18 protein-coding genes are annotated in these 22,604 nt (G+C 70.6%); 11 read left to right on the top strand and 7 right to left on the bottom strand.

The window, feature by feature from the left end; translation table 11 throughout:
• Positions 1 to 40 precede the first annotated feature (40 nt).
• From G401_RS0105680 to guaA, 5 genes are read left to right on the top strand one after another with little or no spacing between them, the layout of a single operon-like run.
• On the top strand, positions 41 to 1,732 hold the full coding sequence (locus G401_RS0105680; protein ID WP_027341736.1) for an FAD-dependent oxidoreductase: 1,692 nt from the start codon (positions 41 to 43) through the stop codon (positions 1,730 to 1,732).
• A 56-nt stretch (positions 1,733 to 1,788) separates the two neighbouring features.
• The gene (locus G401_RS0105675; protein WP_027341735.1) at positions 1,789 to 2,181 is read left to right on the top strand and encodes a hypothetical protein; all 393 of its coding nucleotides are present in this window, start codon (positions 1,789 to 1,791) and stop codon (positions 2,179 to 2,181) included.
• Positions 2,181 to 3,344, top strand: a complete 1,164-nt coding sequence (locus G401_RS0105670) for a hypothetical protein (protein ID WP_027341734.1) — start codon at positions 2,181 to 2,183, stop codon at positions 3,342 to 3,344. The genes G401_RS0105675 and G401_RS0105670 overlap by 1 nt, the downstream gene beginning before the upstream one ends.
• A gap of 41 nt (positions 3,345 to 3,385) precedes the next feature.
• On the top strand, positions 3,386 to 4,318 hold the full coding sequence (locus G401_RS43730) for a DUF3152 domain-containing protein (protein WP_051366210.1): 933 nt from the start codon (positions 3,386 to 3,388) through the stop codon (positions 4,316 to 4,318).
• 43 nt (positions 4,319 to 4,361) lie between these two features.
• Positions 4,362 to 5,915, top strand: a complete 1,554-nt coding sequence (gene guaA, locus G401_RS0105660; protein ID WP_027341733.1) for a glutamine-hydrolyzing GMP synthase — start codon at positions 4,362 to 4,364, stop codon at positions 5,913 to 5,915.
• Positions 5,916 to 5,919: 4 nt separating this feature from the next.
• Here guaA and G401_RS0105655 read toward each other — a convergent pair whose 3' ends face one another.
• Positions 5,920 to 6,885, bottom strand: coding sequence for an NUDIX hydrolase (locus G401_RS0105655; protein ID WP_027341732.1), 966 nt, complete (start codon positions 6,883 to 6,885; stop codon positions 5,920 to 5,922).
• A 151-nt stretch (positions 6,886 to 7,036) separates the two neighbouring features.
• Between G401_RS0105655 and G401_RS0105650 the strand changes: the two genes are divergently transcribed.
• On the top strand, positions 7,037 to 7,906 hold the full coding sequence (locus G401_RS0105650; RefSeq protein WP_027341731.1) for an NUDIX domain-containing protein: 870 nt from the start codon (positions 7,037 to 7,039) through the stop codon (positions 7,904 to 7,906).
• Between the two features lie 319 nt (positions 7,907 to 8,225).
• On the top strand, positions 8,226 to 9,101 hold the full coding sequence (locus tag G401_RS0105645; RefSeq protein ID WP_027341730.1) for a CDP-alcohol phosphatidyltransferase family protein: 876 nt from the start codon (positions 8,226 to 8,228) through the stop codon (positions 9,099 to 9,101).
• Positions 9,102 to 9,167: 66 nt separating this feature from the next.
• Here the strand turns inward: G401_RS0105645 and G401_RS0105640 are convergent, their stop codons facing one another.
• The 3 genes from G401_RS0105640 to G401_RS43725 form a co-directional block, all read right to left on the bottom strand.
• Positions 9,168 to 10,409: a phosphatidylserine decarboxylase gene (locus G401_RS0105640; protein WP_027341729.1), complete on the bottom strand. Its 1,242-nt coding sequence runs from the start codon at positions 10,407 to 10,409 to the stop codon at positions 9,168 to 9,170.
• Positions 10,410 to 10,541: 132 nt separating this feature from the next.
• Entirely contained in the window at positions 10,542 to 10,778 is a 237-nt protein-coding gene (locus tag G401_RS0105635; RefSeq protein WP_027341728.1) for a hypothetical protein, read from the bottom strand.
• On the bottom strand, positions 10,775 to 12,169 hold the full coding sequence (locus tag G401_RS43725; protein WP_051366208.1) for a PspC domain-containing protein: 1,395 nt from the start codon (positions 12,167 to 12,169) through the stop codon (positions 10,775 to 10,777). The genes G401_RS0105635 and G401_RS43725 overlap by 4 nt, the downstream gene beginning before the upstream one ends.
• Positions 12,170 to 12,305: 136 nt before the next feature.
• Between G401_RS43725 and G401_RS0105625 the strand changes: the two genes are divergently transcribed.
• Together G401_RS0105625 and G401_RS0105620 are read left to right on the top strand one after the other, a co-directional pair.
• On the top strand, positions 12,306 to 13,529 hold the full coding sequence (locus G401_RS0105625) for an ATP-binding protein (RefSeq protein ID WP_051366207.1): 1,224 nt from the start codon (positions 12,306 to 12,308) through the stop codon (positions 13,527 to 13,529).
• Positions 13,526 to 14,194: a response regulator gene (locus G401_RS0105620; RefSeq protein ID WP_027341726.1), complete on the top strand. Its 669-nt coding sequence runs from the start codon at positions 13,526 to 13,528 to the stop codon at positions 14,192 to 14,194. Before G401_RS0105625 ends, G401_RS0105620 begins: the two co-directional genes overlap by 4 nt.
• Positions 14,195 to 14,539: 345 nt before the next feature.
• Here the strand turns inward: G401_RS0105620 and G401_RS0105615 are convergent, their stop codons facing one another.
• Both G401_RS0105615 and G401_RS0105610 read right to left on the bottom strand, forming a co-directional pair.
• Entirely contained in the window at positions 14,540 to 14,860 is a 321-nt protein-coding gene (locus G401_RS0105615) for a chorismate mutase (protein ID WP_051366205.1), read from the bottom strand.
• A gap of 224 nt (positions 14,861 to 15,084) precedes the next feature.
• Positions 15,085 to 16,926 (bottom strand): bifunctional metallophosphatase/5'-nucleotidase, encoded by a 1,842-nt coding sequence (locus tag G401_RS0105610; RefSeq protein WP_027341724.1) that lies wholly within the window; start codon positions 16,924 to 16,926, stop codon positions 15,085 to 15,087.
• A 204-nt stretch (positions 16,927 to 17,130) separates the two neighbouring features.
• On the opposite strand from G401_RS0105610, the gene pcrA reads away from it, so the two are divergent.
• Positions 17,131 to 19,554: a DNA helicase PcrA gene (pcrA, locus tag G401_RS0105605; RefSeq protein WP_027341723.1), complete on the top strand. Its 2,424-nt coding sequence runs from the start codon at positions 17,131 to 17,133 to the stop codon at positions 19,552 to 19,554.
• A 60-nt stretch (positions 19,555 to 19,614) separates the two neighbouring features.
• Here the strand turns inward: pcrA and G401_RS0105600 are convergent, their stop codons facing one another.
• The gene (locus G401_RS0105600; RefSeq protein ID WP_027341722.1) at positions 19,615 to 20,481 is read right to left on the bottom strand and encodes a bifunctional methylenetetrahydrofolate dehydrogenase/methenyltetrahydrofolate cyclohydrolase; all 867 of its coding nucleotides are present in this window, start codon (positions 20,479 to 20,481) and stop codon (positions 19,615 to 19,617) included.
• 441 nt (positions 20,482 to 20,922) lie between these two features.
• On the opposite strand from G401_RS0105600, the gene G401_RS0105595 reads away from it, so the two are divergent.
• Positions 20,923 to 22,530, top strand: coding sequence for a peptide ABC transporter substrate-binding protein (locus G401_RS0105595; RefSeq protein ID WP_027341721.1), 1,608 nt, complete (start codon positions 20,923 to 20,925; stop codon positions 22,528 to 22,530).
• The last annotated feature ends 74 nt before the right edge of the window (positions 22,531 to 22,604 follow it).

Here is a 22,604-nt window from a genome sequence, read left to right as displayed (position 1 = left end):
GGTCTTCCCCGGCAAGTTACTTGCTGGTAATAATCGGTCCATGAGGTTCGACGTCGTCGTCATCGGCTCCGGGTTCGGCGGCAGCGTGGCGGCGCTGCGCCTGGCGGAGAAGGGCTACTCGGTCGCGGTCCTGGAGGCCGGCCGGCGCTTCGCCGACGCCGACTTCGCCCGGACCAGCTGGCGCGTACGCCGTTACCTGTGGGCGCCCGCGCTCGGCTGCTACGGCATCCAGCGGATCACCCTGCTGCGGGCCGCCCGTGGCCAGCGGGGCGCGGGTGTCATGGTGCTCTCCGGGGCCGGGGTGGGCGGCGGCAGCCTCGTGTACGCCAACACGCTCTACCGCCCGCCCGCGGAGTTCTATGCCGACCCGCAATGGCGGGGGATCACGGATTGGGAGGCCGAGCTGCGGCCGCACTACGACCAGGCCGAGCGGATGCTGGGCGTGGTCGCGTACGACCGGATGACGCCGGCCGACGAGGCGGTCAAGCGGGTGGCCGAGCGGATGGGCGCCGGGCGCAGCTTCCGGCTGACCCCGGTCGGGGTGCACCTCGGCACCGCCGGTGAGCGCGTCGCCGATCCCTATTTCGGGGGCGCCGGACCGGAACGGGCGGGCTGTCTCCACTGCGGACAGTGCATGACGGGCTGCCGGCACAACGCCAAGAACACCCTGGAGAAGAACTACCTCTACCTCGCTGAGAAGGCCGGTGCGCAGATCTTCGCGTACACGACCGTGACGCGGGTGACGAAGGCGGAGCACGGCTACCGGATCGAGGTAGCCCGGACCAATGCCCTCCTCGGGAAGCGGCGGCGGGCGGCCGGCCACGGCGTGATCGAGGCGGATCAGGTCGTCTTCGCGGCCGGCGCCCTCGGTACGCAACGCCTCCTGCACGCCGCCCGCCACCGCGGCGATCTGCCGGACCTGTCGCCCGCGGTCGGCCGGTTGACGCGGACCAACTCCGAGGCGCTGCTCGGCGCGTCCGTGTCGAACAGGGACCGCAAGGCCGACTTCAGCGAGGGTGTGGCGATCACGAGCTCGTTCCACCCCGACGGCAGCACACACATCGAGCCCGTCCGGTACGGCAAGGGCTCCAACGTCATGGGCCTGCTGCAGAGCATGCTGGTCGACGGCGGGCCGCGGCGGCGTACGCGGTGGCTGCTGCAGATGCTGCGCAATCCGCTGCTGACCGCCCGGATGATCGTGGTACGCCGGTGGTCGGAGCGGACCATCATCGCGCTCGTCATGCAGTCGCTGGACAACTCGCTCGCCACCGTCTGGAATGGACGATCGCTGCGCGCCGCCCACGGGCACGGCGAACCCAACCCGACCTGGATCCCGGCGGGCAACGAGGCGGTCCGGCTGCTCGCCGACGAGATCGGCGGGATTCCCGGCGGCTCGATCCCCGAAGCCTTCAACATGCCCATGACCGCCCACATCCTCGGCGGCGCCACGATCGGCGCCACCGCGGACGACGGCGTCGTGGACGCGTACCACCGGGTGTTCGGTCATGAGGGCCTGCACGTCGTCGACGGGGCCGCGGTGACCGCGAACCTGGGGGTCAATCCCTCGCTCACGATCACCGCGCAGGCCGAGCGCGCGTTCGCGCTCTGGCCCAACAAGGGTGAGTGGGACGCGCGGCCGCCGCTCGGCTCGCCCTACGAGCGTCTTGCACCCATTGCCCCGGTACGCCCAGCGGTGCCCGACGGTGCGCCCGCAGCCCTGATCCCCCGATAGCGTGTTCGTTAGCTTCCCGTGACCCATCCGGCGGCCGGAGGGGCGAGGCTGTCCGCGTGCGCCGGGATGTCGTTCTGGTACTCGTCTGCGTGCAGATCGGCGCGGGCGTCCTCGCGATGCTGGGGGAGCTGCTCTTCATGGGCGGCAACCCGCTCTACGTCTGGGAGCCCGCGGTGCGGGTGCTGGTGGCGGCGATCCTGGCCGGCCTGCTGCACAAGCGCATCGGTGCGCTCGTCGGGATGATGGCCCTGCAGGTCGTCAGCCTGATCGGGGTGACGCTGAGCGCGGTCGCCGGGGCACTGCCGGGCGTCGTGTTCACGCCGACGCTCACGGGCCTGCTCACCGGGGTCGGCCTGCCGGTGGCGATCCTCGTCCTCTGCCTGCGCGAATGGAACGCCCGCCACGGCGCGCCGCCGGTGTCCGGCCACGCGGCGGAGGTGCGGCGCTGATGGGCGCGCTGCGGACCTTCGTCACCGGGATCGCCCCGGAGCATCTGCCGGCGTTCCTGGTCGGCCTGCTCGTCGCGGTCGGCCTGCCGTTCCTGCGGCCCGCCGACCGGCCCCCGTTCGTCGCCGACCGCTGGGCGGTCACGCTCCTCGGCGTCGCCGCGGCCGTGCACGTCGCCCTGCCCCTCGGTCACCATCACGGTTCCTACCTCCTGCAGGCCGGTTTCCTTCTGGACGGCCTCGCGTACGCGCTCCTGGCGTACTTCGCGTACCTGGGCCGGGGCTGGCGGGTGGGGACGGCCCTGGTGGTGCCCGCGACCCTCGTCGGCTACCTCGTCGTCGTGGTACGCGGTGGCGAGGACCCCGATCAACTCGGCATCGCGATCGCCCTGATGGAGATCGCGGCGGCCGGGATCGCGCTGCGCGGACTGCCCGGCTGGCGGATCGTGGGCAACATCGCGACCGCCACGCTGGTCGGAGTCTTCGGCGCGATCGTGTGGATCGGCAGCTTCGCCGCGCACACCGCCGCGGACGCGAGTTCCGGCGCGCCCGCCGTCGCGAGCGGCCACGACCACGAGCACCTCGGCCGCGCACAGGCCGGCGTCATCATGCGACCGTGGACAGGGCCGGCGAATCCGACGGCCGCCCAGGCGAAGGCGGCGGCGGATCTGTGGACCACCACCCGCCGCGCCATGGCCCGGTACGCCACAGTGGACGACGCGCTCACCGCCGGGTACGCGTGGCCGCTGGGCAAGCATTCCGGCCCGGACGTGCACATGGAGAACAAGGCGTACCGGGCGGACGGGCGGCAGCTCGACCCGGACCGGCCGGAGATGCTCGTCTTCTCCGTCGCGAATGGACGCTCGGTGCTGCTCGGCGTGGTCTTCGTCATGGAGCGCGCGGGCGAACCCGGCCCCGACCCGGGCGGCCCGCTCACCCGGTGGCACGCGCACAACCTCTGCGTATCGCTGTATCCGCCGGGGATCGGCATCGTCACGCCCTACGGCGGCTGCCCGGCGCTCTCGCTCAGCGGCACGATCCCGGAGATGATGCACGTCTGGGTCGCGCCGAATCCGGCCGGGCCGTTCTCGGACTCGGTGGACCCGGCGTGGTCGCGGGCGTACCTGGCCGAACACGGGGCGGCCGCGCGGAACGCGGAAAGCTGATAGGTTCGCACCGATTTCACCAGGCTCACCAGGGGGTCGAAGTGCGTCTGCGGATCGCTGCGGCGGTCGTCGCCGGGTTGGCCGTGACAGGCCTCGCCGCCGCGTGCGGTACGCCGTCCGCCCCGCCGCCCCGGCTGGTCCAGGGGGTCACCGACGACAGCACCGGTGGGGAGGCGCTCGGCGTACGCCTGCCCGCGATGCCGGCCGAACGGGACGACGAGGGAGCCCTGGCGGCCACGCCGACCGCGGCGCCCGTCGTTCCACCATCGGCGGCATCGAGCCGGGCCGGGGTGACCCGGCCGCAGCGGCCGCTGCCGGGCACCTCGCCGGCCGGGCCGATCAAGCGGAATCCGCTGCCGGGCAGCTCGCCGACGTTCGCCCCGCCGGTCGTGCTCGTTCCACCGACGGGGACACGCACGTTCACCAGTGCCAACAGCGGCACTCCGGTGGTGGGCGACGGCGCGACGCTGGTGACGTACCGCGTACAGGTGGAGGGCGGCATCCCGGGCTGGACGCCCGAGCAGTTCGCGCAGATCGTGGACGGCGTCCTCGCCGATCCGCGGAGCTGGCAGGCGTCGCACAAGTGGAGCTTCCAGCGGGTCGGCACCAGCGTGACCCCGAGCGTGTTCGTCCGCCTGGCCACCCCGGGCACCACCGACTACCTGTGCGGCTCGGCCGGGGTGAACACCCAGGGCATCTACTCGTGCCGGTACGGCAGCTACGTGATCATCAATCTGCTGCGCTGGGTCTTCGGCACCTCCGGCTACGAGACGAACCTGCCCGGCTACCGGGCGATGGTGACCAGTCATGAGATGGGTCACTTCCTCGGCTACAGCCATCAGGCGTGCCCGGCCGCGGGCTCGCTCGCGCCGGTGATGCAGACGCAGACGATCGCGCTCGACGGCTGCCTGCCGAACTCCTGGCCGTACCCCGACGGTGTGCATTTCGTCTCCGGGCCGCCCGCGCCCGCGTAGTCCCGCCGACCGTGGCCGCGGGGGTGCTGGGTAGGGTAAATACATGACGACGCCGCGCCCCGTCCTGGTGGTGGACTTCGGAGCCCAGTACGCCCAGCTGATCGCCCGACGGGTACGCGAGGCGCACGTCTTCAGCGAGATCGTGCCGTCCTCGATGCCGGTCGCCGAGCTGCTCGCCAAGGACCCGGCCGCCATCATCCTGTCGGGCGGCCCGTCCAGCGTCTACGAGCCCGGCGCGCCGCAGATCGACCCGAAGCTGTTCGACGCGGGCGTACCGGTCTTCGGCATCTGCTACGGCTTCCAGGCGATGGCCCAGGCGCTCGGCGGCACCGTCGCGCACACCGGCAACCGCGAGTTCGGCGGCACCAGGCTGGCGGCGCGGCCGGAGGGCAGCAAGCTTCTCGGCGGCCTCCCGGCCGAGCAGGACGTCTGGATGAGCCACGGCGACTGCGTGTCGGACGCGCCGGCCGGCTTCACCGTCACGGCGTCCTCACCGGGCGCGCCGGTGGCGGCGTTCGAGCACGTCTCCGCCGGATTCGCGGGCGTGCAGTTCCACCCCGAGGTCGGCCACACGCCGCACGGCCAGGCCATGCTGGAGCGCTTCCTCTACGAGATCGCCGGCATCGAGCCGACCTGGACCATGGGCAACATCATCGACGATCAGGTCGCCGCGATCCGCGCCCAGATCGGCGATGCCGAGGTCATCTGCGGCCTGTCCGGCGGGGTCGACTCCGCGGTCGCGGCCGCACTCGTCCACCGGGCCGTCGGCGACCAGCTCACCTGCGTCTTCGTCGACCACGGCCTGCTGCGTGCGGGCGAGGCCGAGCAGGTCGAGCGCGACTACGTGGCGGCGACCGGCATCAAGCTCAAGGTCGTCGACGCGGAGGAGCGTTTCCTCACCGCGCTCGCCGGGGTCACCGACCCCGAGCAGAAGCGCAAGATCATCGGTCGCGAGTTCATCCGCGTCTTCGAGGCGGCCGCCCGCGAGGTCGCCTCCGCCGGCGATGTGCAGTTCCTCGTGCAGGGCACGCTCTACCCGGACGTGGTCGAATCCGGCGGCGGCACCGGCACCGCCAACATCAAGTCCCACCACAACGTCGGCGGCCTGCCCGACGATCTGCAGTTCAAGCTGGTCGAGCCGCTGCGTACGCTCTTCAAGGACGAGGTACGCGCGCTCGGCGCCGAACTGGGACTGCCCGCCGAGATGGTGTGGCGGCACCCGTTCCCCGGCCCCGGCCTCGCCATCCGGATCATCGGCGCGGTCGACCGCGAGCGGCTGGACGTGCTGCGCGAGGCCGACCTCATCGCCCGGCAGGAGCTGACGGCGTCCGGCCTCGACCGGGACGTGTGGCAGTTCCCGGTCGTGCTGCTGGCCGACGTGCGATCCGTTGGCGTACAAGGAGACGGGCGCACCTACGGGCACCCGGTCGTGCTGCGGCCGGTGTCCAGCGAGGACGCCATGACCGCCGACTGGTCGAAGCTGCCCTACGACCTGATCGGCCGCATCTCCACCCGGATCACCAACGAGGTACGCGAGATCAACCGGGTGGTCCTGGACGTCACGTCCAAGCCGCCGGGCACGATCGAGTGGGAGTAGGCCGTCAGATGTCGGCGGCCTTGAGGGCCTCCAGGGTCACCTCGGTCATGTCGTCCTCGGTGAGCGCCTGGACCTCGGCGCGCGGCAGCCAGAACGCGCCCGACGTCGACCCGCCCTGGTCGTGGACGCGCGGCTTGGTCGCCTTGTCGATGGTGACCCGGTAGAACGCCCGTACGCCGTGCCAGTCGATCGGGAAGCCCTCGGGGCCCAGCGAGGCGGGATCGCGGTGGCTGGCCACGCCCAGCAGCCCGGCGAGCCGGCCGGCCTGACCTGTCTCCTCCAGGAGCTCCCGGATGAGGGCGGTGGCCGGCTGCTCGCCGAAATCGGTGCCGCCGCCGGGCAGGTGCCAGCGTCCCTCGCCCGGATAGCCGGGCGAGACGCGGGTGAGCAGGACCCGGTCGCGCCGGTCGGTCGCCACCGCGTACGCCGCGAACCGCTGCGTACGGTGCAGGCCGTCCGGGCCTTCCGCGATGTGGAAGCTCGGGAAGTCCGGGACCTCCTCCGGTCGCAGATCCGGCGCGGCCGGCGGCAGCCCGAGCGCGTCGGCCGTGAACGGTCGCAGGGCGAGCCGCTCGGCCTCGGCCATCGGCAGCCAGCGCACGAGATCGGTGCTCTGGTCGCGGCGTTCCCGCAGGGCACCGCCCCGGACCCGGCCCGTGTAGATCAGCCGGTCGGTGTGGATGGTGACACCGCGGTGCGGCAGCGCCCGCATGTCGGCGAGCACGTCGCGTAGGCCGGTCAGCGCGATGGACAGCCCCGTCTCGGCGGCCGTCTCGCGGATCGCGGTGTCGTTGGGGTGTTCGCCGTGGTCGACGGCGCCACCGGGAAGCGACCAGACGCCGGGGGTACCGGAGCGGTCGGAGTTGCGCACGAGGAGAACCTCGGCTGCCCCGTCGTCGACGACGCGGGTCACAACGGCGTAAGCGGCGATCCGGCGTACCGGGGCCAGCGGTTCGACGTCGGTGGTCACAGGTAATCATTCTCCGTTGGCTAGAAGATCATGACAAGATGTCCGATTCCATATGCTGGACAATCGCGCTGCTGCGACCGGTCGTAACCGTTTACCCAAGCGGCTACTCCTGTCCTCCTACGGCTCGCCCGCGTTGGCTACGGTGTTCACCGTGGAGAAGCGGCGCAGAATCGGGGCCTATGGCATCGCCCGTGACGACAGTGACCAGGTTCTGCTGGTTTCGGGCTCGGCGTCGGCCTGGCACCTGCCCGGGGGCGGCATCGACTTCGGCGAGGACCCGCGGCACACCGTCGTCCGCGAGTTCGTCGAGGAGACCGGCTACGAGGTCGCGCTCGGCGACCTGCGCGTCGTCTCCGCGGACTTCGTCGAGTTTCCCCGGCTCGGCGCGTTGCAGCACCACGACCGGATCGTCTTCGACGTCACGGTCACGGGCGGCGTGCTGACGCCGGAGGAGGGGGAGCGGGCCGCCTGGGTCCGGCCGGAGGACGTCGAACTCGTCCCGTTCGCTGCCAAGATCCTTCTCGGCCGGGACCTCGGCCCGGAGATCAATCCGCGGACGCGCCCGTTCGAGGACGGCCACCAGCCCGCCAACCGCGTACGCCGATTCGGCGCGTACGGCCTGATCACCGACGACGCGGGCCGGATACTGCTGTCGCAGATCGCCCCCGACTACCCCGGCGCGGGGCGCTGGCACCTGCCCGGCGGCGGGACGGACTTCGGCGAGCAGCCGGCCGAGGCGCTGGTCCGCGAGGTGTTCGAGGAGACCGGCCAGAGCGCCCAGGTCGTCCGACTGCTGGACGTCAGCCACTTTCACAATCCGGCGGCGATGGGCCCGGAGAAGGAGCCGCTGGACTGGTTCTCCGTGCGCGCGATCTTCGCCGGCCGGGTGAGCTCGCCCACCGAGGCCAGGGTCACAGAAGTGGCCGGCGGCTCGACCGCGCAGTCGCGCTGGTTCGCTCCCGGGGAGGTCTCGGCATTGCCGCTGACCGATCTCACCAAGCACGCGCTCGGCCTCGGCTGATCCGGAGACGGTGTCCGTTTTGTGCGATGCGGTAGCATTGACGGCTGAACCGACACTAGTTGATCACGCTGGGTAGTCGAGCCCGGCGGTGATTGTGCCGCTCTAGGCCGATATCTCCCTGACAACCCGCGACCGGGTTGCGACCGGGTATCGCCAAGCCGTACCGGTGTGTGCGATCGTGTAGCCGCACAGCCGGACGGCCGCCGAGGCGGCGGAGAGGAACCGTTCGGCGATGGAGGGACACGTGCCGAGAGCCATCTGGCGTCGGCGCCGTACGACGGACAGCCCACGCCCCCAGGGGCGGCAGTGGGCGGGCCGGCTGCGCCAGGGCGGAAGCTTCGCCCGTCAGGTGCTGCTGGTCCGAGTCGGTCGGCGCAGCGCCGCACCGGTCATGGACACGCCCACGCTGCCGGAGGTCGATCCGCGTCGGATCGCAGAGATCGAGGCGATCGCTCCGGTAAGCCCCGCGCCGGTGGAGACCACCACCCCCGCACCGATTCCACTGCTGCCCGGCGAGCGTACGACCGCCCGGCGGATCAAGTTCGGTCTGGTTCAGGCGTGCACGCTGAGCAGCCTGCTGCTCGGCATGACCGCGATCATGCTCGCGGTCAGCGGCCAGGACCCCCGGCTCGGGGCGGCCTGCCTGCTCGCCTGCATCACGTTCGACGGCCTCGACGGGGCCCTGGCCCGCAAGTTCGGGGTGGCCAGCCCGTTCGGCGTACAGATGGACTCGCTGGGCGACATGACGAGCTTCGGCATCGCCGCGCCGGTCGTCGTCTACTCGGCGCTGCGCTCCGAGGTGCGCCCCGGCGTCCTCATCGGCGTCTGCGCGCTCGTCGCGGCCTGTGCGGCCATCCGGCTCGCCCGGTTCAACGTCTCGCCGAAGGACGGCCGGTTCTTCTGCGGCGTACCGACGACGATGGCGGCGGCCGTGCTGGCCCTGAGCATCCTGCTCGGCCTCGGCCTGCCCGGCGTGGTCATGGCCGGCGGCGTGGCGCTGATCGCGATCGCGATGGTCTCCAGCTTCCCCTACGCCAAGCTGGTCAAGGTGTTCAGGTTGCCGCCGTGGCTGTTCATCCTGCCGCTCTTCGGCGCGCTGCTGAACCCGCGGATGACCTTCGGACTGGTCGTGCTCGCGTACCTGCTGAGCGGGCCGCTGCTGTGGGCGTACCAGCGCCGGACCGCGCGCGCCTGATCCGAACACGCGAAAGCCCCCGGTTCCCTGTGGAACCGGGGGCTTTCTGCTGTCCTCTGCTGCTGCCTACAGCCAGCGGGCGATGACCGTCTCGGCGCCGACCACGCGGTCCCCGGGCGCCACCAGCGCCTCGGCCTCCGAAGCCGGCAGATACACGTCCGTACGCGAGCCGAACCGGATGAGTCCGAAGCGCTCGCCCTTGGCCAGCAGCGCGCCGACGGGCGCCCGCTGCACGATCCGCCGGGCGATCAGGCCGGTACGCTGCGCGACCACGACCTTGCCGTGCCCGCGCGCCTCTTCCAGCACGGTGTACGCGGCGACGTTGTGCTCGGCCTCGGGCTTCATCGCGGCCGCGTAGCCGCCGTCCTCGACGAAGTAGTCGACGACCTTGCCGGCCACCGGTGCGCGGTTGACGTGCACGTCGAGCACGGACAGGAAGACCGCGATGCGCAGGAACTCCTCGTCGGCGAAGCGCTCGTCGTACAGCCGCTCGACCGACAGCACCTTGCCGTCACTGGCCGCGACGACCGCGGCGGGGTCGGCCGGCACGTGCCGGTGCGGATCGCGGAAGAACGCCGCGATCGGGGCGGCCGCGAGGGCGGGGACCAGCCACGCCTTGGACTTCGGTCGGACCGCCTTGACGAACGCGGCCACGCCGAGCGCGATGCCGGCCGCGGCCACGCCGTTCGAGTCGATGTGCATCGAGGAGGTCAGCGGCACGCTCGACGGCCGGTACGCGGGCGCGAGGTCGGCCGCGATCGCCGCGTCGGCCTCGGTGAAGCGCAGCTTGTGTACGCGTACCGGAGGAGTGTTGAGCAGCACCAGGTCGGTGCCGACGCCGAACTGGGCGGCGCGGCGGTCGAGTTCGTCCGCGGCGCCGCCGGCCACGCCGGGGACGGCGACGACCGCGACGACCAGGATGCCGCCGTCGGCGACGAGCTTGGTGAGGCTCTCGATGGTGAGCCGGGCGTCGTCCGCGGCGCCCACGACGGGCTCGGCCACGATCACGATCTCGGCCGGGGCCGCCTCGCCGGGGGTCTGCACGACGGTGCACGCGTCGGCGATCTCGGCGTCGAGCGAGGCGATGTACGCCCGCAGCGGCGCGGCCTGGTCACCGCCCACGATGGTCAGGGTGTCGTCCGGCTGCAGCGCGTCCAGGGCCTCGTTGAGCACGAAGGAGTCGGGACCGGCCCCGACCAGCAGCGCGGACTTCGGTCCGGGATGGCGGTGCAGTTCGGCGGTGAGTGTGCGCGCGGCGCGCTCGCCAATGCGGATCTGGCCGAGTGGGCCGAGCGAAACCTGCGACATGACCTTGAACTCCTGGTGTCCTCTGCGTGTGTCCTGCGGGTCAGCATATGCGCCCGGGCGCGAGTACGCGCGAGGCGCCGGGAACCCTCGGGCTCCCGGCGCCGCGCACCCCCGTCCCCCCGGACCGGATGCCTACTCGGGCCGGCTGTCCTGGTCCTCCTCCAGCGCCGCCGGCTCCTTGGGGCCGCCGGCGCCGCGTACGACGCTGACGATTCCGAGCAGGCCGACCACGATCAGGCCCACCGCCACGATCCAGCCCGCCGGCGGCAGGTCGATCCGCAGCGAGTGGTCGGCGACCCAGCCCGCCGCGATGAGCAGGAAGATCAGGCCGAAGACCAGCGATACCACGTCGAGCGGGTGCTTCTTCATCGCGACACCTCCGCGTTGCCGAGGCTGACGTCCACGATCAGGCGGAGGTGGCCACCGCCCTCACCGTCCGCACCGTTGTCGGTGACGGTGAAGTCGCTGATGCGTACGCCGTTGGAGTTCTGGTCGAAGAGCGTCACGTCGCCGAGCCGCACGTTGGCCGTCGCCTGGACGTCGACGTCGGCCGGCACGATGACGTTGACGTTGCCGGCCTGGATGCGGACGTGGATCTCCTTCTGCTGCCCGGTGAAGTTCACCCGGGTCAGGTCGAGTGTGGCCGACCCCGCCTGGTGCTCGTAGTCGCTCTCGACCTCGGTGATGTTGGCGGGCTGCCAGGTGATGTCGCCGCCGCCGCTGCGGGCCGTGTCGAAGTCGATGTTCCGGCTGAGCGTCGTGGCGCTGAGCGCGATCGTCAGGACGATGCCCCAGAAGATCATGCCGCGGGCCCGGCCGAGGAAGGCACCGAGCACGAGGCCCGCGCCGACGACCCCGAGGGCCGTCACCACGTACCACGCGGCGGGGATGGAGAAGGTGTTCGTCGCGTCGAGGACACCGAGGACGCCCAGCGCGATCAGCACCGCCGAGAAGATCAGCGTACCGAGGCGCGAGTGCTCCCTGGGCGGCTTCGGCGGCCGCGGCGGGCGGGCCGCCACCGGCGGGACCGGCGGCCCCGGCGGGATCGGCACGGTCGTCGCCGAACCCGGCGCGTACGGTCCGTGCGGCGCGAACGCGGGCTGGTAGCCGGCCGGAGCAGCCGGCGGGGCCGGTGACGGCGGCGTGTGGACCGGCGGCGGCGTGTACGCGACCGGCTGCGACGCTCCCGTCGACGGCCGGCTGCGGTTGACCGCGAAGACGACCGCGCCGCCGATGGCGATCAGCGCGATCAGGGGCCACGGCCAGTCGTCGGAGATGCCGCCGAGGAACAGCACCGCGAGCACGCCGGCGATCACCGTCAGCGTGGCCGAGGTGCTCGACCGGCCGCGGCCGAACAGCGCCTCGACCGGCGACGCGGTGTCGCCGTCGGCCGGCGTACCCAGCCACAGGACGACGTAGGCGAGGATGCCGAAGCCGCCGAAGAAGCTGAGCACGACGAAGAGCACCCGCCAGAGCACCGGGTCGGTACGCGTCGCCCGGGCGACCGCGCCGCTCACACCGGCCAGATAACGACCGGTACGCGGACGGACGAGCCCGTAGCGGGCGGCGAAGGCGCCACCCGGCGGCGGAGGCGGGGGCGGAGCGGAACCGGCGCCGGGCGGCGTCGGGTCCGGTTGCGGGGTGGTACCGCCGGGGAGCTCGGCCCCGGCCGCCGGACCGGACGACCCGGGCGTGCCGGGCGCCTCCGGTTCGGCGCCCGCCGGACGGTCGGCCGGCGGGGTGTCGTGGTACTCGGTCATGTCCACCATCCTGCAGCCGAGGCCACCTCAGATACCTCCGGAGCGGACCCTGAGCCCACCCTGATAATCCAGGTCACAGCAGAATCAGGGTTGTCTCGGGTCGTCGGGTGCCGGTCGCCCGTGTGACGATCGTCAGGTGAGCCAGAGCCCCGCGTACGCGCCGCCCGTCCCACTGCGGCGTAGCCGATCCGATCGTATGGTCGCGGGCGTGGCCAGTGGCATCGCGACGCACGTGCGCCTGCCCGCGACCCTGATCCGCATCGCCTTCATCGCCCTGCTCGCGGCGCACGGCCTCGGAGCCGTCCTGTACGCCGTGTACTGGGCGCTGCTGAAGGACGAGGAGTCCGACGCGCCGGTACGCCGGGACGTCGCGCGCATGATCCCGTTCCTGCTGCTCGGCATCGGCGTCGTCGTGGCCATGAATCTGCTGTGGGGCGGCGACGGGCTGACGCTCGCGGCCGGCTGGCTGGTGGCCCTGGTCATCGTCGGCGGCGGACTGATCTGGCACCAGGCCGAGCCGTCCCGGATGACCAAGTTCGGCCGGGCCCTGGGCGGCGACCGCCGGACCACGTTCGTGCTCAGCCTCATCGGCGGCGGGATCCTGGTCTCGATCGGCATCATCGGCCTCGCGCTCGCGTACTCGCCGGTCGATGGCGGTCCGAGCCTGTCCGTGGTCGCCACCAGCGTCGCGTACACGTTCGTCGCGCTGCTCGGCGTCGGTGTCGTGGCCGCACCGGCTCTGTGGCGTACCGCGACGGCCCTGCGGTCCGAAAAGGAGGGCCGCATCCGGGAGACCGAGCGTGCCGAACTGGCGGCGATGATCCACGACCAGGTGCTGCACACGCTCGCCCTGATCCAGCGCAACGCCGCCGACACCAACACCGTCACCCGGCTCGCCCGCGGCCAGGAGCGGTCGCTGCGCAACTGGCTCTACAAGCCGATGGGCTCCGCGTCGGAGTTCTTCGCCGCCGCGCTGGAGGAGTCCGCCGCCGAGGTCGAGGACACGTTCGCGATCGCGGTGGAGACCGTCGTCGTCGGTGACCGGGAGGTCGACGAGCGTACCCGCGCCCTGGTCGCCGCGGCCCGCGAGGCACTGGTCAACGCCGCCCGGCACGCCAAGGTCGGCACGATCTCGTTGTACGCGGAAGTGGAGCCCGCCGAGATCAGCGTCTTCGTACGCGACCGCGGCGTCGGCTTCGACATGTCCACGATCGACGACAACCGGCATGGCGTACGCGGGTCCATCGTGGGCAGAATGCAACGGCACGGCGGCCGCGCGGAGATCCGCAGCGAGCCGGGCGAGGGCACCGAGGTACGGCTGCACCTGCCCGTCAGCACGAACAAGGAAGGTGCCTCATGACCGAGCCCGAGACTGTCGCGGAACCCCGCCGCCTGCGGGTGTTCCTCGTCGACGACCACGCGATGTTCCGGGCGGGGGTGCGGGCGGAACTGGGCGTCCACGTGGACGTCGTCGGCGAGGCCGCGACCGTCCCCGAGGCGATCAGCGCGATCGGCGCGCACGAGCCCGACGTCGTCCTGCTGGACGTGCACATGCCCGAGGGCGGCGGCCGGGCGGTGCTCGACGCGATCCGCCGGGCCCACCCGCAGGTGCGCTTCCTCGCCCTGAGCGTCTCCGACGCCGCCGAGGACGTCATCGGACTGATCAGGGCCGGCGCGCGCGGTTACGTCACGAAGACGATCTCGCCGGACGAACTCGTGGTGGCGATCCGCCGGGTCGCCGACGGGGACGCCGTCTTCAGCCCCCGGCTGGCCGGATTCGTGCTGGACGCCTTCGCCGCCCGGCCGGACGCCTCGCTCGCCGATCCCGAGCTGGACCAGCTGACCAACCGGGAGCGGGAGGTGCTGCGCCTGCTCGCGCGCGGGTACGCGTACAAGGAGATCGCCAAGGAGCTGTTCATCTCGATCAAGACGGTCGAGACGCACGTCAGCAATGTGCTGCGGAAGTTGCAGATGTCGAACCGCTACGAATTGTCCCGGTGGGCGGCGGATCGCCGGCTCGTCTGAGGGTTCGTTCCTCGGCGGAGCGTATCGGGGCCGTCCCGTATGGGTATCAGCTAGGTAACGGGACTGTCCACCAGGGCTTTTATTTTGCGAGAGTGCCTGTGTCCCCGAACGTGGGGGGCGCGCGCCAACGCGCCCCCGTTCACGATCGGGCCTGGAAACGCCCGGGGGTGCCACCCCGGGACCGAAGGTTCCACCACATAGAACGCCGGCCGGGTACGCGAAGGTTCGCGTGCCCGGTCTCGTACTTTCGGCTGAATTCCACGCGAAGTCAAGATCCCGGGACAACGTTGTCCCGCGAACCTGGTCCTGGCGGTGCGTCCTTGGTCCCGGCGGCCGTGGCGCGGCTCAGAGCGGCCCGCGGCCGGCCCGCAGGATGAGCAGGGCGAGCTGCGTACCGTCGGCGCCGAGCTCGTCGCGGAAACGGTCGAGGATCTCCCGCTCGCGGGCGAGGACTAGCCGGGTCCCACCGGACGCGACGCGGGTCGCGCCGACCTGCCGGGAGATCGCGGCCCGCTCCTTCCACAGGTCGATCAGCGCGGCATCGATCGCGTCGATCCGCGCGCGCAGATCGACGATCTCGCCGGCGGCGCCGGGTTCCGTGGTCCCCGTCCCGTTCAGCCCGTGCGCCACCGCGGCCGGGGCCGCCGTCGTTGCCTGAGTGCTCATGTCCGCGTACTCCTCGATGGGTTGGATCGGGATCCTCGGTGCCCGCAGCAAAAAGCCCCGGGCTCTGGGAGCCCGGGGCTTTCGTGAGGTCTTGAGGCGCTCAGGCGCGACCTACGGCGGCGGGACTCCCGGGGCCGTAAAAGTAAAATCGCACCTGCTCGATCACGTCGCCAACTATGCCACGGGGCGAGGTGAAGTCAAGGGCCTCGACCGCCATCTGGGACTCACGCCACCTTGGTGATGCGGTCCGCGGTGCCCGGCGCGACCGGCGAGTTCCCGGCGATGTACGCCGTGAGCGCGTCGACGTCGAAGCCCGGAGCCGTGGTACGCCCGGCGCCCAGCTTCAGGTTGGTGAAGCCGTCACCGCCGTTGGCGAGGAAGTCGTTCGTCGTCACCTGGTAGTTCGCGGCCGGGTCGAGCGCGACGCCGTTGAGCTTGACGTCGCTGATCCGGGAGCCCAGGGCGGCGCTCGCCGTGTAGGTGTAGGTGAAGCCCTTGCTGACCTGCAGGATGCGCGTGGTGCCCTGGCCGGCGTACCCGGCGAACTGCTGCTCCAGCACCTCCTTGATCTGCGCACCGGTGAACGTCTGCGTCACGACCAGGTTGTTGAACGGCTGGACCGTGAAGCATTCGCCGTAGGTGACCTCGCCCGGCGCCTCGCCGCCGACGCTCGCCGCGTAGGACAGCGACGCCCGGATGCCGCCCGGGTTCATGAACGCGATCTGCGCCCCGGCCGACGTGGCCGTGTACGCGAGCTGCGCGTCGGCGATCACGTCACCGATCGGGCTCTCGCCGTTGGGCAGCGCGGCCGAGGACAGGTCCGACGTGATCTTGCCGATGACCTTGTTGGCCAGCGACGCGATGGCGGTGCGGTACTTGTCGGCGATCACCTTGGCGCTCGGGTCGACCAGGTCGGGGTTGCGGACCGGCACCCCGTTGACGAACTGCCACGACCCGTCCGGGTTGCGTACGCCGTTCTCCACGATCACGTTGTGCGCCTCGACGGAGGCGAACCGGCCGGTCTTCTTGTCGAGCGTGTACGAGATGTCGGTCAGCAGCTGGCCGTTCGAGCCGGCGCTGGTGACGACGACGTTCTGGCCGGCCTTGTTCGGCAGGGCGCAGGAGTAGAAGCGGTGCGTGTGCCCCGACACCACGATGCCGTAGGCCGGGTCGAGACCCGCCACGATCGGGGTGATGTCGCCGGCGAACCCGACGCAGCTGGACACGTCGGTGCTGACGCTCTGCGCGCCGCCCTGGTGGATGAGCAGGACCAGCGACTTCACGCCGAGCAGCTTGAGCGCCGAGGCGTAGAAGTTGGCGGTCTCGATCTCGTCCTTGAACTCGACCGACGTCACGCCGGCCGGGTTGACGATGCCGGGCGTGCCCTTGAGCGTCATGCCCACGAACCCGACCGGTACGCCACCGACGAGCTTGATGCTCACCGGCAGCAGGAACGGCAGGTGGGTTTTCTTGTCGAGGACGTTCGCCGCGAGGTACGGGAACTTCGCCCCGGCGAAGCCGTCGCCGTCCTGGCATCCGTCGGTCGGGTGGCAGCCGCCGAACTGCATGCGGCGCAGCTCGGTGGTGCCCTCGTCGAACTCGTGGTTGCCCACCGAGCTCAGGTCGAGGCCCAGGTTGTTCATGATCTCGATGGCGGGCTCGTCGTGGAAGCCCGCGCTGACCAGCGGCGAGGCGCCGATCAGGTCGCCGGCGGCCACGGTGAGCGACTGCTCGCCGGAGGCCTGCGCCTCGGTCCGCAGCTTCTTGACCCAGGTGGTCAGGTACTCGGAACCGCCGGCAGGAGTGCCGTTGATCAGGCCGCCGCTGCCGGTCGGCGGGTCGATCGCGCCGTGGAAGTCGTTGAACGCGATCAGGTTGCCGTAAGCAGTCTTGCCCGGCGCGTTCGCCGTGTAGGTCAGCGACACCGGGGTCATCGGGGTCCAGCCTGTGCCCGCGGGCGCCTGATGCGCGGTGGCGAGCGGCAGACCGGCCACGACCGCGAGCGCCAGGGTCGGCACCGCGGACAGCCGGAACAGCCGTGAGCTGGATCGGCGGGAGTTGGACATGAAAATGCCTCCGTGGGATGGACGGGGGTCGTTCCGCGCTTCATCCTCCCGGTACGGCACTCACTACGCCAGATCGGACACGAACCTCATCCATGAAGTCCAGGTGACAAATTCCTGCGGTTTCTCCTACGCGGGGTTGTAGCACCATCCGGACGGGGTCTGCGTCGCCGGAATGTCGGCCCGGCGGCATAGACTTCATGTCCGATGCATGCTCTCTTTGATCTCCCCGCTGAACTGCCCGCCCAGCCGTCCGGGTCAGGTGCTCCTGAGTCTGGGTCGGACGCCCCCACCGCAGGCAAAAGGCCGGCCCAGGCTCGGCCGGAGGGCGACGACCAGCCCCGGCGCAAGGGCCGGCTCGATCCCGAGTCGCTGCTCGAAGGGTTGAACGGACCCCAGCGCGACGCGGTCGTCCACCACGGCGCCCCGCTGCTCATCGTGGCCGGCGCCGGTTCGGGCAAGACGCGCGTCCTCACGCAGCGCATCGCGTACCTGCTGGCGGCCCGGGACGTGCATCCGGGCGAGATCCTCGCGATCACCTTCACCAACAAGGCCGCCGGCGAGCTCAAGGAGCGCGTCGCCGCCGTCGTCGGCGGGCGCGCCCGGCTGATGTGGGTCAGCACGTTCCACTCCGCCTGCCTGCGCATCCTGCGGGCCGAGCATGACGCGGCCGGGCTCAAGAGCAGCTTCACGATCTACGACACCGACGACTCGCGGCGGCTGATGACCATGGTCGCCCGGGAACTGGACCTGGATCCGAAGAAATACCCGCCCCGCGGACTCGTCACCCAGGTCAGCAATCTCAAGAACGAACTGATCGACCCCGAGGCGTTCCAGCCGACGGGCGCGCACGAGCGGGTGCTGGCCGAGGCGTACACGCTCTACCAGCGCAAGCTCGTCGAGGCCCACGCCCTGGACTTCGACGACCTGATCATGCGTACCGTGCACCTGCTGCAGGCCAAGCCGGACATCGCCGAGAAGTACCGGCGGCGCTTCCGGCACGTGCTGGTCGACGAGTACCAGGACACCAACCACGCCCAGTACGTGCTGGTCCGCGAGCTGGTCGGCGAGACGGGCGAGCTGTGCGTGGTCGGCGACGCCGACCAGTCGATCTACGCGTTCCGCGGTGCCACCATCCGCAACATCCTGGAGTTCGAGCGCGACTACCCGCAGGCGCGCACGATCATGCTGGAGCAGAACTACCGCTCGACGCAGACGATCCTGACCGCCGCCAACGCCGTCATCGACCGCAACCCGGGCCGCAAGCCCAAGCGGCTCTGGTCGGACATGGGCGAGGGCGAGAAGATCGTCGGCTACGTCGCGGACAACGAGCACTCCGAGGCCGACTGGGTCGCCCGCCAGATCGACGCGCTCTCCGACGCCGGCGAGGCCCGGCCCGGCGACGTCGCCGTCTTCTACCGCACCAACGCGCAGTCCCGCGTGTTCGAGGAAGTCTTCATCCGGCTCGGCCTGCCCTACAAGGTCGTCGGCGGCGTGCGCTTCTACGAGCGCAAAGAGGTCAAGGACGCGCTCGCCTACCTGCGGGCCGCGTCCAATGAGGACGACACCGTTTCGGTACGCCGCATCGTCAACGTCCCGAAGCGGGGAGTGGGGGAGCGGGCCGAGGCGTGCGTCGAGGCGCTGGCGAGCCGCGACCGGATCTCGTTCGGATCGGCCTTGCGGCGCGCCTCGGAGGCGCCCGGGATCTCGACCCGCGCGGCCAACTCGATCCGCGAGTTCGTGCAGCTGATGGACGACGCCCGGGACAAGGCCACCGCCGCCCCGCCGGAGGAGGTGCTGGAGCTGCTGCTCACCGGCTCCGGCTACCTGACCGAGCTGGAGGCGAGCATCGATCCCCAGGACGAGGGCCGGGTCGAGAACCTGCAGGAACTCGTCAGCGTCGCGCGCGAATACACCGAGCGTACGCAGGCCGCGGGGGAGGAGGCGACGGTCACGGGCTTCCTCGAACAGGTGGCGCTGGTGGCCGACGCCGATCAGGTGCCCACCGACGACCCCGACCACCAGGGCGTGGTCACCTTGATGACCCTGCACACCGCCAAGGGCCTCGAATTCCCGGTGGTCTTCCTGACCGGGCTGGAGGACGGCGTCTTCCCGCACATGCGCAGCCTCAGCGAACCCCGGGAGCTGGAGGAGGAGCGGCGGCTCGCGTACGTGGGGATCACCCGGGCCCGCCGGCGGCTCTTCCTCAGCCGGGCGGCCACCCGGTCGGCGTGGGGGCAACCGCAGTACAACCCGCCCTCGCGGTTCCTGGAGGAACTGCCGCCCGAGACGACGGCGTGGGAGCGTACCGAGAGCTCGATGACCTCGTGGGGCGGCGGCATCGGCTCCGCCGAACGCGTACGCGAGCGCAACTCGTCGTTCGTCGGCGGGACGGCCCGGGCCGCGCAGATCGCGTCGAGGATCGGGATCGACCCGTCCAAGCTGGCGACCGCGAGCGACCTGACGAAGGTGCCGTCGCTGGAGGCCGGTGACCGGGTGCTCCACCAGCGTTACGGCATGGGCCGGGTCGTGGTGGTCGAAGGGCAGGGCGCGCGGGCGCAGGTCCAGGTGGACTTCGGGGACCAGACCGTCTGGCTGGTCCTGCGGCACGCCTCCCTGGAGAAGCTCTAGGGCTTTGTCTCCCCGGATCTCGCGGGCCGCGAATGATCCGGGAGACAGGCCCCACTGGGGTCAGCCGAGCAGGCGCTCGGCCCGCTCGACGACGTTGAGCAGGAGCATCGCCCGGGTCATCGGGCCGACGCCGCCCGGCATCGGGGCGACCCAGCCCGCGACCTCGGCGACCTCGGGTGCGACGTCGCCGGTGTAGCGGCCCTTGCCGTCCGCGCCCACCACGCGGGTGATGCCGACGTCGACCACGGCCGCACCCGGCCGGATCATGTCGGCGGTGAGCAGGCCGGGCGTACCGGCGGCGACGATGACGATGTCCGCGCGACGGGTGTGCGCGGCGAGATCCTTCGTCCCCGTGTGGCAGAGCGTCACGGTCGCGTTCTCCGTACGCCGGGTCAGCAGCAGCCCGAGCGGCCGCCCGACCGTGGTTCCCCGGCCGACGACGGTCACCTCGGCGCCCTTCAGCGGGACGTCGTGGCGGCGAAGGAGCTCGACGATGCCGCGCGGCGTACAGGGCAGGGGGCCCTCGTAGCCGAGGACCAGGCGGCCGAGGTTGACCGGGTGCAGGCCGTCGGCGTCCTTGTCCGGGTCGATGAGTTCGAGGGCGCGCTGCTCGGACAGGCCCCGGGGCAGCGGCAGCTGGACGATGTAGCCGTGGCAGGCGGGGTCGGCGTTGAGTTCGGCGAGAGCCTGGTCGACCTGGGCCTGGGTGGCGTCCGCGGGCAGGTCCTTGCGCAGCGAGGCGATGCCGACCTCGGCGCAGTCGCGGTGCTTGCCGGCCACGTACGCCTGCGAACCGGGGTCTTCGCCGATGAGCACGGTTCCGAGGCCGGGGGTGATGCCCCGGGCGGTCAACGCCGCCACGCGACTCTTGAGCTCGTCCTTGATCGCCGACGCGGTCGCCTTGCCGTCCAGGATGTTCGCCGTCACGGCACCATCCTGCCAGCCACTCGACAGCTACGGCCGAGCCGCCCCTGTGGATAACCTCTCATGATCAAAGTCCTGTAGCAGCTGTATCAACAACGTCAGCGGACCTTTGACCTTTGTAAGAAGTGTCACTTTGCGAGTTCGCGCGCGCCGCGTTCCATATTTCGGGATACCAGAACCCTACAAAACGGACAACGCTCCGGGGTGCTTTGTATCGATAGTGACGATTGCCGGAATCGGTCATCCGTACCCTCGACCGGACAATGCCCCCGGATCCCACACTGTGAGTTCTTTACCAGATGACTTGCCGACTGGGCAAGTTTCATGGGGCTCACTGTGACCCTCCTGTGATAATCCGGGTTTGGACAGCCGTCTGCGCCCGGCCTACCTTTGCCGCACGTTGTCGCGGGTCACACCGTCGGCGACGAGAGAAGAGGAGGCTCAATGCAGGTTCGCAAGCTCGCTGCGTTTGCTGCGCTCCCTGTGGTCGCGGCGCTGGCTTTGTCGGCGTGTGGCGGCAAGGGCGGCGACAGCGCCAGCTCGTCGAATGGTGTGGTCCGGATCGGCATCGCCGAACCCCAGTTCCTCACCCCCGCTGACACGAACGAGACGAGTGGTTCGCAGGTCCTCGCCGCGCTCTTCGCGCCGCTGGTGGACTACGACGAGAACAACAAGCCGTACGAGGTGCAGGCGGAGTCGATCACCACGACCGACAACAAGACCTGGACAATCAAGATCAAGGACGGCTGGACCTTCCACAACGGTGAGAAGGTCACGTCCGACAGCTACATCAACGCGTGGAACGCCGCCGCCTACAAGGGCAGCTCGCAGAACGCGTACTTCTTCTCGCAGATCGAGGGCTACGACGCGGTCGCTCCGGCGGACGCGAAGGCCACGCCGACGGCGAAGACCCTGTCCGGTCTGAAGAAGGTCGACGACACCAGCTTCACGGTGACGCTGACGGCTCCGTTCTCGGACTTCAAGACGATGCTCGGCTACACGGCGTTCTACCCGCTGCCGGCCGCCGCCTTCGACTCCGACGGCGCCGTGAAGAAGGACTTCGCCGAGGCTCCCATCGGTGACGGCCCGTTCAAGATGGACGGCACCTGGCAGCACGACGCGGAGATCTCGGTCACCCGGTACGACGCGTACAAGGGCACGGCTCCGCACATCAGCGGCGCGGACTTCAAGATCTACCAGCAGCCCTCGGCCGAGTACGCCGACCTGCTGGCCGGCAACGACGACGTGATGAAGCAGATCCCCACGGAGAACCTCACCACGGCCGACGGCGACCTGGGCGACCGGTTCCTGCAGAGCCCCGCTTCGACGTTCCAGTTCCTGTCGTTCCCGACGTACGACAAGTCGTTCGCGAACGTCGACGTCCGCCGCGCGATCTCGATGGCGATCGACCGCCAGCAGATCGTGGACCAGGTCTTCAAGGGGTCGCAGAAGGCGGCGTACTCGTTCGTGTCCCCCGTGGTCGCGGGTTACCGCGACAACACCTGCGGTGCGAACTGCGAGTACAAGCCGGCTGACGCGAAGACGTTGTACCAGCAGGCCGGCGGCCCGGCGAAGCTGACGATCAGCTACAACGCCGACGGCGGCCACAAGGACTGGGTCGACGCGACCTGCAACCAGCTCAAGGCCAACCTGGGTGTCGAGTGCGTCGGCCAGCCGGAGGCGAAGTTCGCCGACCTCCTGACCAAGGTCCAGAAGAAGGAGTCGGTCGGCGTCTTCCGGATGGCGTGGGTGATGGACTACCCGTCGATGGAGGACTACCTCGGCCCGCTGTACACCACCAAGGGCTCCTCGAACTACTACGGGTACAGCAACCCCGACTTCGACAAGCTGGTCCAGGACGGCCGTGAGGCCAAGACCTCGGACGAGGCCATCGCCAAGTGGCAGCAGGCCGAGGACATCCTGGCCAAGGACATGCCGGTCATGCCGCTGCGCTTCGGCCAGAACAGCTACGGCATCTCGACCAAGGTCAAGAACGTCGAGATCGACCTGTACAACCGGGTCAACCTGACCAAGATCGAGTACGTCGGCTGATTCAGCCGGGAGCAGTCTTGATCTAATGGGCACGCTCAGGCGCCGCCGGCTCCGACCGGAGCCGGCGGCGCCAC

It is taken from the genome of Hamadaea tsunoensis DSM 44101, from assembly GCF_000428945.1.
In the GTDB taxonomy this organism is placed as follows: Bacteria; Actinomycetota; Actinomycetes; order Mycobacteriales; family Micromonosporaceae; genus Hamadaea; species Hamadaea tsunoensis.
The sequence above is the reverse complement of the archived record's forward strand: the minus strand, read 5'-3'. Positions and strand labels throughout refer to the sequence as shown.

Excerpts from the sequence above, each read along its gene's own strand:
- G401_RS0105680 (WP_027341736.1), top strand. The coding sequence starts at position 41 with ATGAGGTTCGACGTCGTCGTCATCGGCTCCGGGTTCGGCGGCAGCGTG.
- G401_RS0105670 (WP_027341734.1), top strand. The coding sequence starts at position 2,181 with ATGGGCGCGCTGCGGACCTTCGTCACCGGGATCGCCCCGGAGCATCTG.
- guaA (WP_027341733.1), top strand. The coding sequence starts at position 4,362 with ATGACGACGCCGCGCCCCGTCCTGGTGGTGGACTTCGGAGCCCAGTAC.
- G401_RS0105640 (WP_027341729.1), bottom strand. The coding sequence starts at position 10,409 with ATGTCGCAGGTTTCGCTCGGCCCACTCGGCCAGATCCGCATTGGCGAG.
- G401_RS0105635 (WP_027341728.1), bottom strand. The coding sequence starts at position 10,778 with ATGAAGAAGCACCCGCTCGACGTGGTATCGCTGGTCTTCGGCCTGATC.
- G401_RS43725 (WP_051366208.1), bottom strand. The coding sequence starts at position 12,169 with ATGACCGAGTACCACGACACCCCGCCGGCCGACCGTCCGGCGGGCGCC.
- G401_RS0105620 (WP_027341726.1), top strand. The coding sequence starts at position 13,526 with ATGACCGAGCCCGAGACTGTCGCGGAACCCCGCCGCCTGCGGGTGTTC.
- G401_RS0105615 (WP_051366205.1), bottom strand. The coding sequence starts at position 14,860 with ATGAGCACTCAGGCAACGACGGCGGCCCCGGCCGCGGTGGCGCACGGG.
- G401_RS0105610 (WP_027341724.1), bottom strand. The coding sequence starts at position 16,926 with ATGTCCAACTCCCGCCGATCCAGCTCACGGCTGTTCCGGCTGTCCGCG.
- pcrA (WP_027341723.1), top strand. The coding sequence starts at position 17,131 with ATGCATGCTCTCTTTGATCTCCCCGCTGAACTGCCCGCCCAGCCGTCC.
- G401_RS0105595 (WP_027341721.1), top strand. The coding sequence starts at position 20,923 with ATGCAGGTTCGCAAGCTCGCTGCGTTTGCTGCGCTCCCTGTGGTCGCG.